The organism is Paenibacillus sp. LK1, from assembly GCF_002750415.1.
Lineage (GTDB): Bacteria > Bacillota > Bacilli > Paenibacillales > Paenibacillaceae > Paenibacillus > Paenibacillus taichungensis.
On record NZ_PEII01000020.1, the window covers coordinates 17266 to 33414 of the forward strand.

Below are 16149 nucleotides of genomic sequence, written 5' to 3' on the forward strand. Positions count from 1 at the left end.
TAAGCATGAATGATTCATGCGGAATATACGGCGGAGGGGTCTGAATTCAGTCTCCCCCGCCGTTTGGCAGAGAAGAGGATATTCCTCTTCTTTTTGCGTTAGAAAGGAAGAAATGGAACATGATAAAAGAAGTGATCGTGGTAGAAGGTCGTGATGACACCGTAGCCATTCGACGTGCGGTTCAGGCAGATACGATCGAGACTGGTGGATCTGCCATCAACCAGCGCATTCTAAAGCGTATTGCACTTGCTCAAGAGAGACGTGGTGTCATTGTACTGACAGATCCGGATCATGCTGGTGAACGTATTCGTAAAATCATCGCCAATAAGGTACCTGGTTGCAAGCATGCTTTCATTCCGGAGGCAGATGCTACGCGCAAGGGCGATATCGGAGTGGAGAACGCCTCACCGGAGGCGATTCGTCATGCACTGGCTCGTGTACACACGTCATATGAAGGCGCCCCAAGTCTGATCGATTGGGAGGATCTGATTGCGGCGGGACTGATTGTGCACCCACAGGCTGCTGCACGTCGTATGGAGATGGGCAATCTTCTGGGTATAGGTTATTGCAACGGCAAGCAGTTCCACAAGCGGTTGAGTGTATTCCAGATTACCCGGGAAGAATTCTCCGAAGCATTATCGCAAATTGAACGTGAAGGATTGTGAGCGTATGAAAGGCATGGAAGAAACCGTAGAGATTGCAACACCCAAACGAACCAAAGAAATTATTCAAAGACACGGATTTTCATTCAAGAAGAGCCTGGGTCAGAACTTCCTGATCGATCAAAATATATTAAACAAAATTGTAAATGCAGCTGATCTGGACGAGTCTAAGGGCGCACTTGAGATCGGACCAGGTATTGGCGCACTCACAGAACGTCTGGCTCGTGTAGCTGGTCCTGTAACGGCTGTAGAGATTGATCAGAGATTGATTCCGATTCTGGGTGAAGTGATGCAGCCTTATCCGAACGTTCGTGTGCATCACGGGGATGTGCTGAAGCTGGATCTAGCCGAGTTGTTCCGCACCGATTTTGGAACGGTAGATAAAGTGAGTGTTGTGGCCAATCTGCCTTACTATGTAACGACACCAATCATGATGAAGCTGCTCGAAGAGAAGCTGCCTGTAGACAGTATTGTAGTCATGATCCAGAAGGAAGTGGCTGAACGTATGGCTGCTGCACCGGGATCAAAGGACTATGGCAGTCTGAGCATTGCGGTTCAGTACTACAGTATGCCGGAATTGGTCTGTATTGTTCCGCCCACGGTTTTCATTCCGCAACCTAATGTGGAATCGGCAGTAATCAAGTTAAAGGTGCGTGAGCAACCACCGGTTGAAGTTCCCGACGAAGCACATTTCTTCGAAGTGGTACAGGCTTCCTTCGCGCAGCGTAGAAAAACAATCTCAAATAATTTGAAAGCTCGTTTCTTCACAAAGGAGAACAGAGAACAGGCTGATCAGCTGTTGGAGCAGGCCGGTATTCAACCTTCAAGACGGGGAGAAACATTGAGCCTGCAGGAGTATGCAACACTCTGTACCGTAATGTGGGAAGCTGGAGTACGCGCAGCTCTGTAAAATTCGGATGAACCAATCCGGGTTTCTGCCCATACGATGGGGTAGAGGTGATTATGTTGATGAATATCGGAGACTTGGTCGTTCGAAAGTCATACGGTGGAGATGTGACTTTTCGGGTGCAAGGCCTCCAGTCGGACGGTGCCATCATTAAAGGGACCGAGTTCCGGCTGTTAGCCGATTCCCCTGTGGACGATTTGATACAGGTTCCTTATGAACCGCAGAGTGCGAAGACGAGGCAGGCTCACGTGAAGGCACATCAGACGCTCTCACGCCTGCAGCAGAATCGAATGGAACAGGCTGAGCGCAATCGTGAAGGAATAGTTCAGGAATGGTCTGTGCAACAAGAACCGGCTTATTTCGAGATGCCTGGCAAAGTGCTGCACTTGGATGGTGATCCTAATTATCTAAAAAAAAGCATGAACCTTTATGAGCAGCTTCGTGTTCCCGCAGAGGGCCAATATGTACATGAGTCTGCCATGGCTGACACGTTATATCGTCTGCTGCCGAAAGTGCGTCCGGATATTGTTGTGATTACTGGCCATGACGGCGTACTCAAGACTCGTCAGCCCTACGACTTATATAGTCTGGGCAGCTACAAGAATTCGCAGAACTTCGTGTCCGCTATTCAAGTGGCTAGGCAGTATGAACGTCATCTCGATGCGCTCACGATTGTAGCTGGCGCGTGTCAGTCCCACTTTGAGGCCTTGCTGCGGGCTGGAGCGAACTTTGCCAGTTCACCAGGCCGAATTCTCATTCATGCTCTGGATCCAGTCTATGTGGCAGCCAAGGCAGCCTTCACGTCGGTGCGGGAAACCGTGAACATGAATGACATTTTGCATAACACGATTAGTGGTAGCCAGGGTGTGGGCGGCGTAGAGACAAGGGGAAGTTATCGCGTAGGTCTGCCCGGATTGAATGATTTATCCACGTTAAAAGTGAATCCATCAGCCGTCTGAAGATGGCAGAAAAAAGCCCCATTTAGGGGCTTTTTTTGTTTGCAAAAAAATTCATTGACAACAACTTTTTGATACTGATATAATAATTAGTTTTGATTTGACAATGACTGTAAAATCCGGTATAATGGACAAGAAAAGAGGTGGTCGTCGACAATGGCTAAAAATACGCTATTGGATATCAAACGCAATCTCGATGCACATATCGGTCAGAAAATTATGCTGCGGGCTAATGGTGGCCGCCGTAAGACCATTGAGCGTACGGGTGTATTGGAAGAAACGTACCCTTCTGTTTTTATTGTCAAGCTTGATGAGGAGCAAGAAACTTTCAAGCGAGTATCCTACAGTTATGCTGATATACTTACGGAATCGGTGGAAGTCATGGTATTTGATCCAGGCAGCCAGACGCATAGCTCCTACATGGAGACGTAAGTATCGATTTACGGCGATTCTGCCCCCTTGGGCAGGTCGCTTTTTTTATTTTTGCAATAAGCCCGCTCGATTCATCGGAGAGGCATAGTTGATCAGGAATGAGTCTGGAGAAGAAGCGGCATACTATTTGGACAGGTTCAAGGCATTTTTCTTGGCCTGAGGGCAAATAGTCCCGGATACGAATGGACTTATTATGAATGAACTATTTCGAGGAGGATGACCCATGAGCCGGAGAAGAAGAAGTGTAATGTCGGATGAACTCAAGAATGAACTGGCAAAAGACCTAGGGTTCTATGATACCGTCCAGCAGGAAGGTTGGGGCGGGATCAAAGCGAAGGATGCGGGCAATATGGTGAAACGGGCCATTCAACTTGCGGAAGAAGCGGCACGCAAATCGTAATCCGGTTCAATCGGTTTGGAGAGCGGGGCAATCCGGCAGGAATGACCTCGCTTTTTCCCCATGGATGCGGAATAGAAATGACTTGACAGCCCCATTTTGATATAATATGTTAAGTTGTCTTAGGGAAAAGGTGAGGACGGGTGAACGCCTTGAAAATTTACGAAAAAGCGCCTGCTAAAATCAATTTGATGCTAGACGTTCTACATAAAAGAAGAGATGGATTTCACGAAGTTGAGATGATTATGACGATGGTGGATCTTGCCGATCGACTGGAAATGTCTGAGCTTCCTCGTGACACGATCTTCATCTCCAGTCAGGCGGGATATATCCCCCTGGATGAGAAGAACCTGGCATTTCAGGCAGCCAGGCTTATCAAAGAGCGTTATGATGTGAAAACTGGAGTTCATATTCATCTAGACAAAAAAATACCGGTGGCCGCCGGACTTGCTGGTGGCAGCAGTGATGCAGCAGCAACGCTGCGTGGATTGAATCGCCTCTGGCGTCTCAACATTCCGGATCAAGAGCTTCAGGAGCTCGGAGCCGAACTGGGGTCTGATGTGCCTTTCTGCATTACAGGTGGAACAGCACTCGCTACAGGCCGTGGTGAGAAGCTGACACCGATGCCGAATCCCCCGCAATGTTGGGTGATCTTGGCCAAGCCACCGATTAATGTGTCCACAGCCGACGTCTATGGACGTTTCCGCAGCGACAAGATTGTTCGTCATCCAAGTGCTGCCAAAATGGAGCAGGCCATTCGCAATCAATCCTTTGCCGAAGTTTGCGGGCAGATGGGGAATGTGCTTGAGGACGTAACGTTGAAGCTGTATCCGGAAGTTCAGCATCTGAAAGATGCCATGATTCGGCTTGGAGCAGACGGAGTATTAATGTCAGGCAGTGGTCCAACCGTGTTTGGGCTTGTCTCCAAAGAGTCCAAGGTTGCCCGAGTCTACAATGGACTGCGAGGCTTCTGTAAAGAAGTGTATGCCGTACGTATGCTAACTTAATATTCGCTTTTATAATGTACAAACACGTATAAAGGTGGTATATTTTTAAATAATTATTCGGATTTGGATGTTTTCCGTGATCGTGAGGATGGATCTCTGTGAAGAAATTAAAACGAAGCGCAAGGCTGGTTGAAATGACGCAGTACTTATTGTCTAGACCGCATACGGTTATTCCGTTGACCACATTTGCCGAACGCTATGGAGCTGCGAAGTCGTCGATCAGTGAAGATTTGGCGATTATCAAGGAAGTGTTCGAAGAAGGTGGTTCGGGAGAACTGCATACACTGGCTGGAGCAGCCGGGGGAGTAAAGTGGATTCCAAAGGTGTCCAGAGAACTGGCACTGGCTTTTGCAGAACGACTTTCTACCCAGCTCGCGCAGCCGGATCGGATACTCCCTGGTGAATATCTGTACATGTCCGACCTGCTTGGACAGCCCGCATTGATGAATGAAGCCGGCAAGATTTTTGCAACGGCCTTTGGCAACATGGATATTGATGTGGTGATGACGGTCGAGACTAAAGGGATTCCGCTAGCTTATGCTACCGGAGCCCAGCTCAATCTGCCTGTAGTGCTCGTGCGCAGGGACCATCAGGCTACGGAAGGATCGGCCGTAAGTATCAATTATGTATCCGGGTCCCATAAAAGCCTACATACCATGTCCCTATCTCGCAGGGCAATGCGTGAGCACTCCAGAGTGCTCATTGTAGATGATTTTATGAAAGCCGGGGGAACCGTCCAAGGGATGATCGACCTATTGGCCGAGTTTAATGCCACGGTAGCCGGGGTAGGCGTATTAGTAGAATCTGGATCGGTTGATTCAGAAGAACGACTGCTGACGGACTACATATCTCTGGCGAAGCTGACGGCGGTTGATGCGAAGAGCAGACACATTTCCGTCAAGCCTGGCAACTATTTTGACCTGTAGAATCATGACGAATTACATGTCGGGAAAGGTTCTTTTCCATCGACCTGGCACTAACATTGTCGAATTGTGTATTAAATAAAAAAATTCCTGAAATTAGGACATTTTTGTGGTTATAAAAAGAAGGAGTTCGCATGTGCTGTGTGGAATTATACACCAAGTTCTGATGGAAAAAGGTGGTGAACACACACATGCAAATTACGGATGTCAGACTCCGCCGTGTTAACTCTGAGGGGAGAATGAAGGCTATCGCATCCATTACCATCGATAACGAATTCGTCGTTCATGACATTCGCGTCATCGATGGCAATAACGGAATGTTTGTTGCTATGCCGAGCAAGCGGACTCCTGACGGAGAATTCCGTGATATCGCCCACCCGATCTCTTCCGGTACTCGCGAGAAGATTCAAGCAGCTGTTTTGACTGAGTATGATCGCGCAGCAACTGAGGAAGAAGTCATTGAAGAAGGTGCCTGAGAACATTATTGGGGTTCGAAGGAAAAGAGAGCCATGTCTTATGGCTCTCTTTTCTTTTTGACCGGAATAAGATATATTCAGTATTGAGTTTATTCACAGAAGAGCATTTTCGCAGCTTAAATGTTGCAAAATGTTGAAAGAACAAAAAGCGCAGCGTGCGCTTGGTAACAGGGCGGCATCTTAGGAATCATGGGAATCGGTTAAGCTCGCAGGTACACGGCGTATACATATAGGTCACGATTTTTTGGTGTCCGCGTTGTTACGCGTGATTACAGAGACAGCAGGCGATGAACAAGACCGGCGCAGGGCCGGCTGAACGTTACTCATCGGATATATACAGGTAAGGTCAAACGATGGGTTTTTCAGAACAGGAGGTCGTAAATTTTGAAAAGAATGGCAATCGTTCTTGCTGCAGGGCAAGGCAAACGGATGAAATCGAAATTGTACAAGGTACTGCATCCCGTATGCGGTAAACCGATGGTGGGTCACGTGCTGGATGCAGCTCTTCGCGCAGGCGTTGAACGCAGCGTCGTTGTGGTCGGTCATGGTGCCGAAGCGGTGCAGTCATTTTTGGGTTCCAGAGCAGAGTACGTGCTTCAGGCTGAACAATTGGGAACAGGACATGCGGTGAAGCAGGTTAAATCTCTGCTCGGTAGTGAAGCAGGGTCAACCATTGTGGTCTGTGGAGACACACCACTTGTTACCAGCGAGACGCTGGAAGGACTAATGAAGCTCCATGAGAGCCGTGGAGCAGCAGCAACGGTTCTCACAGCTGAACTGGACAATCCTAAAGGGTACGGCCGCGTTATTCGCGGAGAAGATGGTTCTGTACAACGTATTGTGGAACAGAAAGATTGCACGGAGCAGGAAGATGCTGTGAACGAAATCAACACAGGCACGTACTGCTTCGATAATGCCAAGTTGTTTGCTGCGTTGGAGAAAGTGACGAACCAGAATGCTCAGGGAGAGTATTATCTCACTGACGTGGTTGGCATATTCCGTAATGATGGAGAAGTGGTAGAAGCTTACATGTCAGATGACATCGCGGAATCCATCGGAGTTAATGATCGACTTGCCCTTTCACAAGCAGAAGCGTTCATGCGTGAACGTTTGGCGGTAAAACATATGTTGAACGGTGTTACGATCATCGATCCGGCATCGACATATATCGGGGCGGATGTTACCATTGGATCAGATACAGTATTGTATCCGGGTACCATACTCAAAGGTACTACTACCATTGGCGAAGCATGCCATATTGGTCCTCAGGCAGATGTGGAAGACAGTATCATTCAGGATGGGGTTACAATCAAGCATTCTGTATTGTCACAAGCCGAGGTTGGATCAGAAGCAACTGTAGGTCCATTTGCTTATTTGCGTCCAGGCACCAAACTGGGCCGCAAAGTAAAAATTGGTGACTTTGTTGAAGTGAAAAATGCTACAATTGATGAAGGCTCCAAAGTATCTCATCTCAGTTATATTGGGGATGCTAAAGTAGGGAAAAACGTAAATGTTGGATGTGGGGCAATAACGGTGAATTATGATGGATATAATAAAGCTGTAACGACGATTGAAGATGATGCGTTCGTAGGCAGCAATGTCAATCTGATTGCACCTGTCACGGTAGGAAAAGGCGCATATGTTGTTGCAGGCTCTACCGTTACCCATTCTGTTCCCGAAAACGATCTTGCGATTGCCCGCCCACGCCAGGAGAACAAACCTGGATATGCGGAGAAAATTCGTGGTCGTGCCAAAGCTAAGAAACAAAATGCAAAACCCGAATAAGGGGTATTGATATTAAGAATTGCCTCCCGAACATCGGGGGGTGCCGACATGTCGCAGACGCTTATAGATTCCAATGAACCAGCACGGAGGGTTTTTATTTTATGACTTATTTTGATTCGAAATTAAAAATATTTACTTGCAATTCTAACCCCAAGCTTGCCCATCAAATTGCTGATTATATCGGAATTCCAATGGGTGAATCTCACACAACCAGCTTCAGTGATGGTGAGATCCAAGTGAAACTCTCTGAGAGTGTTCGGGGCTGTCACGTTTATATTGTGCAGTCTACTTGCTTGCCGGTTAATGACAACCTGATGGAAATGCTCGTTATGATTGATGCACTTAAGCGGGCATCTGCCAAGACGATTAACGTCGTTATTCCGTACTATGGCTATGCAAGACAGGACCGTAAGGCCCGTTCGCGTGACCCGATTACAGCCAAACTGGTTGCCAATCTGATCGAAAAAGCGGGTGCAACCCGTGTAATTGCAATGGATTTGCATGCAATGCAGATTCAAGGATTCTTCGATATTCCGGTCGATCATCTACTCGGCGTGCCGATTTTGGCTCAATATTTCCGCTCGAAACAGATCGAAAATCCGGTTGTTGTATCGCCTGACCACGGCGGCGTAGTGCGCGCTCGGAAACTGGCGGACTTCCTGAATGCACCTCTCGCAATTATCGACAAACGTCGTCCAGAGCCGAACGTCAGCGAAGTGATGAACATTATCGGTAACATCGAAGGTAAAACAGCAATTCTGATCGATGACATCATTGATACAGCGGGAACGATTGTACTGGGAGCGAATGCTCTGATGGAAGGTGGCGTGAAGGAAGTATACGCTTGCTGTACTCATCCAGTATTGTCCGGACCTGCGATGGAACGCTTGGAGAATGCACCACTGAAGGAAGTTATCGTAACGGATACCATTCCGATTACGCATGCTAACCCGACAAGCAAACTTAAAGTGTTGTCTGTAGCACCTTTGCTCGGAGAAGCCATTATCCGGGTTCATGAGGAATTGTCAATCAGCAAGCTGTTTGAAATTGAATAAGGATGTCTGCATAAAGTAGTAGAGGGGTTACGTTTTCCGGATCAATGGAAAATGTAACCCCTGTCGGCGTGCCGTTATATTGGAAGTGAAACAGTGCCTGCCGAATTTCTAGTATCCGGGGCGGGAGATAAAACGGAACCGGCGCCGATGAAAAAGAGTGTCGGCAATTTCGACAAATTGATTATCGAAACGTGTGATTAGTCCGATCTCAATATGGGTGTCGCGGTCATATACCTGTACAGGTACGTGATATTCCAGATGATAGATAAAATCGCTATGTTGAGTCAGTTGTCCGTTGTCTTCGCGCAAAACCCGCTCACCTTCCTGGGTTGATGAAATAATAAATGTAAACACTATATAAGATCAACTAAACATTTACACGATAACGGAGAGGACAGAAATAACTTGAAGAAGCGAAGCGTGCGCCTGAAAGCTTTCTGCAAGAAAGCTACATCGGAAGCATAAGCTATTCCCGGATTTTCCCTTTTCATAAAGAATTCAAAAAAATCTGGGGATAACAGTGATCGGAAAGTTGTTCTGTCATCGGAGTGCCAGTGTAAATACTCTTTAGTTCAAATTATATAACCAATTCGAATCTCACTTTGTTGATATTATATGAAATATAACATTCGAAGTCTATGCTTCACCTTAGGCTGNCTCTTTAGTTCAAATTATATAACCAATTCGAATCTCACTTTGTTGATATTATATGAAATATAACATTCGAAGTCTATGCTTCACCTTAGGCTGATCCGAAGGAGGGAACAAGATGAAGTGGATTGTCGGCCTCGGAAATCCAGGCCCGAACTACGCTAAAACCCGTCATAATATCGGTTTTATGGCACTTGATCGACTTGCAGAGCGGCATAATATCTCCATAACGCAGAGCAAATGCAAGGCGCTGATTGGAGAAGGTGTAATTGGTGGCGTCAAAACGGTGCTGATTAAACCAATGACGTTTATGAACCTGTCCGGTGAGTCGGTAAGGGCTTATATGGATTTTTATAAAGTTAGTCTGGAAGACCTGATTGTCGTCTATGACGACATGGACACGGAAACAGGCAAAGTCAGATTGCGTTACCAGGGCAGTGCAGGTGGTCACAATGGAATCAAATCCATTATCCAGCATACCGGTACACAGCAGTTTAACCGGGTGCGGATGGGAATATCCCGACCAGAACCGGGACATGCCATTGTAGACTACGTACTGTCCAAGTTTATGAAGAACGAAAAGGAAGCACTCGATCAAACGATCGAACAGACCTGTGATGCATTGGAGTATAGTCTGGATCATACGTTTGAACAGACAATGGCCAAGTTCAACGGGTGAACCGCTGCAACTGACACTGGAAAAATGATCAAGATTCGGGTTCGATTCAGTCTTAATGGGCATACTGGACGTATAAACCATGTTCAGGAGGCATAAACATGTCAGTGAATTATGTGTGCAGGCATTGCCGTACTTTTATTGGACGAATCGATTCTGCCCGGATAACGGAAGCGCAATTGGGCTTTCATTTCTTGACCCCCGACGAGCGGAGGGATATAATAGCGTATAATTCCGGTGGCGATATAACCGTTCGGATTACATGTGATTATTGCAAAGAAGCTCTGGAATTCAATCCTGAGCTGAGCCTGCTTGCGAGTCCGCTTCAGTAATTAACTCGCCCGCAGCTAGAACTTATGACAGATGATGGTGGCTGAGGAATACCGCTCCACCTTTATAGCCTTGGCAGCCTGCTGAGGCTTCTTTTCAGTTGGGATGAAACCAGACTATATGTGAAATTACCCTTCAGCTACATCAAACGGATGTGGCAAAGAAGCGACTTATCCTTTATGATGAAACAGGACAAAAAGGAATTTGTATCCAATTTCTAATGTGGTGAACCTGCGCGCAGGCGTGAGATACTCAAGTAAGTTATAAGAGAGGTGCCCCTTTTGTTACAAGCACTTATACAGGCTTTTTCCAAAGATCCGGACTTCGGATCCATTACGGCCGGGATTACATCCGGTATGAAGGAGCAATTGGTTTCGGGCTTATCCGGTTCGGCACGTCAGATTATGCTGGCTGCCTTACATCAGGAAATGAACAGACCCCTGCTCGTTGTGACACACAATATGTTTTCCGCTCAAAAAATCGCAGAAGATTTACAGGAAGCGCTTTCATCGGATCAGGTGCTGCTCTATCCTGCCAACGAACTTGTTGCCGCTGAAGCTGCTGTTTCCAGTCCGGAAACATTGGGTCAGCGTATTGACGTGTTGGTCCGTTGCGCCCAGGGATTCAGGGGCGTTGTTGTTATCCCGTTTTCCGGGGTACGGCGCTATGTTCCACTTCCAGAAGTGATGGCTAATGCTCAGATTACAATTAAACAAGGTAATACACTGGAGCTGGATTCATTCCTGCTGGAGATGGTGAAGCTCGGATATGAACGTGTAGAGCGTGTAGAATCACGCGGCGAGATGAGCGTGCGTGGTGGAATTATTGACTTCTATCCAGTCACATCGTCCATTGCGTATCGTGTGGAATTATTCGATGATGAGATCGATTCCATTCGTACATTTGATCCTGCAGACCAGCGTTCCATTGAACGAATTGATGAAGTGACGGTTCTGCCGTGCAAAGAGTTAATTGCAGATCGCGAACGTATGGAGAAGGCTGCCGATGCAGCCGTTATTTTGCTTGACCAACAGTTGGAGAAAATGACGGATCGGCAGGCTAAGCTGCGTCTGCGAGAAGAAATTCATCGCGAGATCGAACTTCTACGGGAGCATGTGTATTTCTCCGAAATGTATAAATATATTTCACCGCTCTATCCGGAAAACAAGACGATCTACGACTACATGCCAGAAGATACGTTACTTGTACTCGACGAGCCAGCAAGGCTCGCTGAGACGTCGAAACAGCTTGACCGGGATGAGTCGGAGTGGAATCTACATTTGATGCAAAACGGGAAGACTCTTCCGGACCTGCATCTGTCGGCAGATGGGGATGATCTGATCTATGAACGTCCATTCCAGACGCTGTTTATGTCCATCTTTTTGCGTCAGGTTCCTCATACCCAACCGCAGAATATCCTTAACTTTATCAGCCGTGGAATGCAGGACTTCCATGGTCAGATGAATGTGCTCAAAGCAGAAATGGAGCGCTGGCAGAAAGCCGGAGTTCAAGTACTCATGCTGGCTAACGGTGAGGAAAGACTTGATCGGATGCGCCGGGTACTCATGGACTATGATATCCCTGAGCCGGAGATGCTTATTGGCAACTTGCAAACCGGATTTGAAATGCCTTCTATTCATCTGGCTGTCGTTACCGAAGGTGAGATGTTCTCACAGAAGCAGCGCAAAGTGCGCAAACCGATTCGCAATGTGGACAACGCTGAACGCATTAAATCCTATAGTGAGCTGAAAGTGGGCGATTATGTCGTTCACCAGAATCACGGGATTGGTAAGTATCTCGGGATCGGCACACTTGAGGTTGGCGGTATTCACAAGGATTACATGCATATTCTATATGCAGGTGGAGACAAACTGTCTGTACCGATTGAGCAGATTGATCTGATTCAGAAATATGTCGGTTCGGAAGAGAAAGAGCCGAAAATATATAAGCTGGGCGGTAATGAGTGGACACGGGTTAAAAACAAAGTCCGCACATCTGTACAGGATATTGCTGATGATCTAATCAAGCTTTATGCGGAACGCCAGACGTCAAAAGGCTTCGGCTTCGACAAAGACTCTGCGGAACAGCAGGAGTTCGAGGACATGTTCCCTTATGATGAGACACGTGATCAGGTGCGTGCAATTGAAGAAATCAAGAAGGATATGGAACAAAATCGTCCGATGGACCGTTTATTGTGTGGGGATGTCGGTTACGGCAAAACCGAGGTTGCGATCCGTGCTGCATTTAAGGCTGCCATTGAGGGGAAACAAGTTGCTGTATTAGTACCTACAACCATTTTGGCACAGCAGCATTATGAAACGTTCCGTGAGCGTTTCTCGGGTTATCCATTCAACATTCATGTACTTAGTCGATTCCGTTCACGTAAAGAACAGAATGAGACGGCCAAAGGTATCAAGGCAGGCACCGTCGATATCGTCATTGGTACTCATCGGTTATTGTCACAGGATCTAGTCTTCAAGGATCTTGGCCTGTTAATTGTAGATGAAGAGCAGCGCTTTGGTGTAACTCACAAGGAAAAACTGAAAAAGCTGAAAACAAACGTGGACGTGCTGACACTGACAGCGACGCCGATTCCGCGTACCCTTCACATGTCCATGCTGGGCGTTCGGGATCTGTCGGTTATCGAGACACCGCCGGAAAACCGTTTTCCGGTACAGACGTATGTTGTTGAACACAGTCAGGCGCTTGTTCGTGAAGCGATTGAACGTGAGTTAGCTCGTGGTGGTCAGGTCTACTACTTGTATAACCGTGTGCAGGGAATTCAGGAGATGGCTGCCGAAATTTCCGAATTGGTCCCTGAAGCCAAGGTGGGTGTGGGGCATGGCCAGATGTCGGAAACGGAGCTGGAGAAAACTATTCTGGACTTCCTGGATGGTGAATATGACGTGCTCGTCAGCACAAGCATCATTGAGACCGGGGTGGATATTCCTAACGTAAATACGCTGATCGTGCATGACGCGGACAAAATGGGTCTTTCCCAGCTGTACCAGCTGCGTGGACGGGTGGGACGTTCCAATCGGATTGCGTATGCCTATTTCACGTACCAACGGGACAAAGTGCTGACCGAAGTTGCTGAGAAACGTCTGCAATCGATCAAGGAATTCACCGAACTGGGTTCGGGATTCAAGATCGCGATGCGTGATTTGTCGATCCGCGGCGCGGGTAATCTGCTCGGAGCTGAACAGCACGGCTTTATTGCGTCTGTCGGATTCGATCTGTATTCTCAGATGCTGGCAGAGGAAATTAACAAACGCAAAGTTACGATGCTTGGCGAAGAGCCGGTGCCATCCGATCAGTGGAACACAACGCTGGATCTCAGTATCGATGCGTACTTGCCGTCGGATTATATTTATGACAGTATTCAGAAGATTGAAATTTATAAAAAAGTGGCGGTTATTGCCTCCTTCGACGATGCAATGGAACTGGAAGACGAATTGGTTGACCGATTCGGAGATCTGCCGGAAGCCGTGATCAATCTGCTGGCGGTGGCCAGAATGAAAGTCTATGGCAAGATCTACGGTATCGAATCCATCTCCCAACGCGGAGATGATCTTACAGTGAAGTTCTATGAAGGCCGAGAACATGCATTTGAACTCTCAAAAATCGCACACATTGGAAATCAGTTCGAAAGACGTGTACAATTTGAACAAGGACCCCATATGCTTATTCATGTCAAGGGCAAAGGGCTTGGGGACAAGCAACTGATGGAGCTGGTAGAGAAATTTCTGGAGTCCATGAAAAGTGCTTTTAAATCAAAGGGGGAACTAAAGGATGTTAGCAAAGTATAAAAAAGTAGGGAAAGTACTGTCTGTGAGTATGGTAGCAGTACTGTCCCTATCACTGCTTGCTGCTTGTGGCAAGAAGGAAGAAGCGACAACGGAACCAAAGGATACAAGTGCAGTAGTCGCTACGTATGATGGCGGTACAATTACAGCCAATGAATTCGACATGGAGCAACGGGTCATGAAATTCCTCTATCCGGAATATGCACAAATGATGGATATGGATGATTTCAAGGAGTACCTGGTAAAACAGGAAGTTGCATATGAATATTTGAGTGGAAAAGCAAGTGATGCAGCCAAAACCGAAGGTGAAAAAACAGCGACAGAGCAATTCGACAAAATGAAAGCTTCTGTTCAAGCTGACCAATGGACTGAGATGCTGAAAGCTCAGAATCTGACAGACCAGAACATTAAGGATTACATGACTCGCATTATGACGGTAATTAAGGACAAAGAAACTGGCGTTACTGAAGATGCGATTAAAGCTGAATTTGAGAAAAATAAAGATCAGTTCACAACGGCGTCTGTTCGTCACGTACTGATTAACTTTACTGATCCAAAAACGCAAAAAGAGCGTAAAAAGGAAGATGCTCTGAAACTTGCAAAAGAAGTGAAAGCCAAATTGGACGGCGGAGCAGACTTTGCTGAAATTGCGAAGAAATACTCTGAAGACACAGGTTCTGCAGAAAAAGGCGGATTGTATGAAGATACACCTGTAGCTAGCTGGGTAGATGCGTTCAAGGAAGCAGCAAAAACGCTGCCATTGAACAAAATCAGTGATCCTGTAGAGACTGAATATGGTTATCACATCATGAAAGTAGAAAAACGTACAGAAGCGGACTACGCGAAATTGACTGCTGAACAAAAAGAAACACTCAAAAGCCAATTGGCCGCTGCTGAGATCGATACATTCATGACCAGCGAACTGGACAAAATCGTAAAAGAAGTAAAACTGCCGAAAACAGACAAGGCTGAAGAAGGTACGACTGAAGGTACTACCGAAGGCACAACCGGTACAGGAACTGGTACTGAGGGTGAAAAAACCGATGCGGGTACCGATACCAAAACGGATCAAGGAACAACTGGAACCGACAAGGATACAAAAACAGATGAAAGTACAGATACAAGCGGTAAGTAAGATAGCGAATGCGTACATCCAGCTAATACGTTTGTCTGGGTGATACACTGAACGCTTCAAATATGGACAACCATACAGAAAAGCAAGAGGGGGACTTAAGGCCTCCCTCTTGCTTTTGCTTGTATCTATGGAGCAAAGTGGGTACATGGTCGCCTTCTGTGGAAGTTTACACAACTATATTCTCCAAAGTATGTATAAGGAAATGGGAACAGATGAATACTATGGTCAAGATATCACACTAAACGTTCTGGGACTTTCCTCTACCCATTAAGGAACAGTAGTTGAAAAATCTTCTCGAGAAAGTGGGGCAACATGTGAAATGAAAGCTACTGGTATTGTCCGCCGTATAGATGACCTCGGTCGAGTGGTCATTCCGAAAGAAATCCGCCGTACGTTACGTATCCGTGAAGGCGATCCACTTGAGATTTTTGTGGACCGCGATGGAGAAGTTATTCTTAAAAAATACTCGCCGATTGGCGAACTTGGTGATTTTGCCAAAGAATATGCAGAATCGCTGTATGAAAGTACAGGCCATGTAACGATGATCTCTGACCGCGATACGATTATTACGGTCGCAGGCGGTTCCAAGAAAGAGTATCTGGACAAGCAGGTAGGTCAACTGGTGGAGAGTTGTATGGAAAACCGCAAGACGATTTTGGAGACCAACAATGGTTCTTATGAGCTTAGCAAAGATCATGACGAGACGTTATCGTCTTTTGTTATCGCCCCAATCATTTCGGGTGGTGACCCCATCGGAACGGTTATCCTTTTCAACAAGGATGAGTCGGTGAAGATGTCTCAGATGGAAATCAAAATGTCTGAAACGGCTGCCGGGTTCCTTGGCAAACAGATGGAGCAATAAAAAAAGCAGATTAACTCCTGGTGCCCTGAGGGCAACCAGGAGTTTTTGCATTTTAGGGAAGCTGTAGACCGTGTGGATGATGTCCTGAA

Annotated in this window: 16 protein-coding genes; 15 read left to right on the forward strand and 1 reads right to left on the reverse strand. The window is 46.8% G+C overall.

The annotated features are described in order from the left end of the window. Positions 1 to 119 precede the first annotated feature (119 nt). The 10 genes from rnmV to CS562_RS30085 all read left to right on the forward strand — a co-directional run bounded on the left by rnmV (position 120) and on the right by CS562_RS30085 (position 8600). On the forward strand, positions 120 to 665 hold the full coding sequence (gene rnmV, locus CS562_RS30040; protein ID WP_024633704.1) for a ribonuclease M5: 546 nt from the start codon (positions 120 to 122) through the stop codon (positions 663 to 665). A gap of 4 nt (positions 666 to 669) precedes the next feature. Continuing rightward, positions 670 to 1572 carry a 16S rRNA (adenine(1518)-N(6)/adenine(1519)-N(6))-dimethyltransferase RsmA gene (rsmA, locus tag CS562_RS30045; RefSeq protein ID WP_076292114.1) on the forward strand — a complete coding sequence of 301 codons (903 nt, stop codon included), beginning with the start codon at positions 670 to 672 and terminating at the stop codon, positions 1570 to 1572. Positions 1573 to 1631: 59 nt separating this feature from the next. Continuing rightward, positions 1632 to 2528 (forward strand): sporulation peptidase YabG, encoded by an 897-nt coding sequence (gene yabG, locus CS562_RS30050; RefSeq protein ID WP_099859195.1) that lies wholly within the window; start codon positions 1632 to 1634, stop codon positions 2526 to 2528. A gap of 153 nt (positions 2529 to 2681) precedes the next feature. After that, positions 2682 to 2957 (forward strand): biofilm formation stimulator Veg, encoded by a 276-nt coding sequence (veg, locus tag CS562_RS30055; RefSeq protein ID WP_053778931.1) that lies wholly within the window; start codon positions 2682 to 2684, stop codon positions 2955 to 2957. Between the two features lie 223 nt (positions 2958 to 3180). Continuing rightward, positions 3181 to 3357, forward strand: coding sequence for a small, acid-soluble spore protein, alpha/beta type (locus CS562_RS30060; protein WP_053778930.1), 177 nt, complete (start codon positions 3181 to 3183; stop codon positions 3355 to 3357). A 149-nt stretch (positions 3358 to 3506) separates the two neighbouring features. After that, entirely contained in the window at positions 3507 to 4361 is an 855-nt protein-coding gene (ispE, locus tag CS562_RS30065) for a 4-(cytidine 5'-diphospho)-2-C-methyl-D-erythritol kinase (RefSeq protein ID WP_076292144.1), read from the forward strand. Positions 4362 to 4459: 98 nt separating this feature from the next. Next, positions 4460 to 5287, forward strand: coding sequence for a pur operon repressor (gene purR, locus CS562_RS30070; RefSeq protein ID WP_053778929.1), 828 nt, complete (start codon positions 4460 to 4462; stop codon positions 5285 to 5287). A 188-nt stretch (positions 5288 to 5475) separates the two neighbouring features. Then, positions 5476 to 5760: a septation regulator SpoVG gene (gene spoVG, locus CS562_RS30075; protein ID WP_017691372.1), complete on the forward strand. Its 285-nt coding sequence runs from the start codon at positions 5476 to 5478 to the stop codon at positions 5758 to 5760. 393 nt (positions 5761 to 6153) lie between these two features. Continuing rightward, positions 6154 to 7545 carry a bifunctional UDP-N-acetylglucosamine diphosphorylase/glucosamine-1-phosphate N-acetyltransferase GlmU gene (gene glmU / locus CS562_RS30080; RefSeq protein WP_205525115.1) on the forward strand — a complete coding sequence of 464 codons (1392 nt, stop codon included), beginning with the start codon at positions 6154 to 6156 and terminating at the stop codon, positions 7543 to 7545. 101 nt (positions 7546 to 7646) lie between these two features. Next, positions 7647 to 8600: a ribose-phosphate diphosphokinase gene (locus CS562_RS30085; protein ID WP_017691370.1), complete on the forward strand. Its 954-nt coding sequence runs from the start codon at positions 7647 to 7649 to the stop codon at positions 8598 to 8600. Positions 8601 to 8708: 108 nt separating this feature from the next. On the opposite strand, the gene CS562_RS30090 is transcribed toward CS562_RS30085, so the two are convergent. Further along, positions 8709 to 8909, reverse strand: coding sequence for a hypothetical protein (locus CS562_RS30090; protein ID WP_024633712.1), 201 nt, complete (start codon positions 8907 to 8909; stop codon positions 8709 to 8711). A 460-nt stretch (positions 8910 to 9369) separates the two neighbouring features. Here CS562_RS30090 and pth point away from each other — a divergent pair, with 460 nt between their 5' ends. From pth to spoVT, 5 genes are all read left to right on the forward strand, one after another. Then, positions 9370 to 9930: an aminoacyl-tRNA hydrolase gene (gene pth / locus CS562_RS30095; protein ID WP_063567548.1), complete on the forward strand. Its 561-nt coding sequence runs from the start codon at positions 9370 to 9372 to the stop codon at positions 9928 to 9930. Positions 9931 to 10028: 98 nt separating this feature from the next. Next, the gene (gene fin, locus CS562_RS30100; RefSeq protein ID WP_024633714.1) at positions 10029 to 10259 is read left to right on the forward strand and encodes an anti-sigma-F factor Fin; all 231 of its coding nucleotides are present in this window, start codon (positions 10029 to 10031) and stop codon (positions 10257 to 10259) included. 279 nt (positions 10260 to 10538) lie between these two features. Then, complete coding sequence (mfd, locus tag CS562_RS30105; protein ID WP_099859196.1) at positions 10539 to 14066, forward strand: transcription-repair coupling factor; 3528 nt, start codon at positions 10539 to 10541, stop codon at positions 14064 to 14066. After that, positions 14050 to 15198, forward strand: a complete 1149-nt coding sequence (locus tag CS562_RS30110; protein ID WP_076292119.1) for a peptidylprolyl isomerase — start codon at positions 14050 to 14052, stop codon at positions 15196 to 15198. The genes mfd and CS562_RS30110 overlap by 17 nt, the downstream gene beginning before the upstream one ends. Before the next feature lie 319 nt (positions 15199 to 15517). After that, positions 15518 to 16060: a stage V sporulation protein T gene (spoVT, locus tag CS562_RS30115; protein ID WP_076292120.1), complete on the forward strand. Its 543-nt coding sequence runs from the start codon at positions 15518 to 15520 to the stop codon at positions 16058 to 16060. The last annotated feature ends 89 nt before the right edge of the window (positions 16061 to 16149 follow it).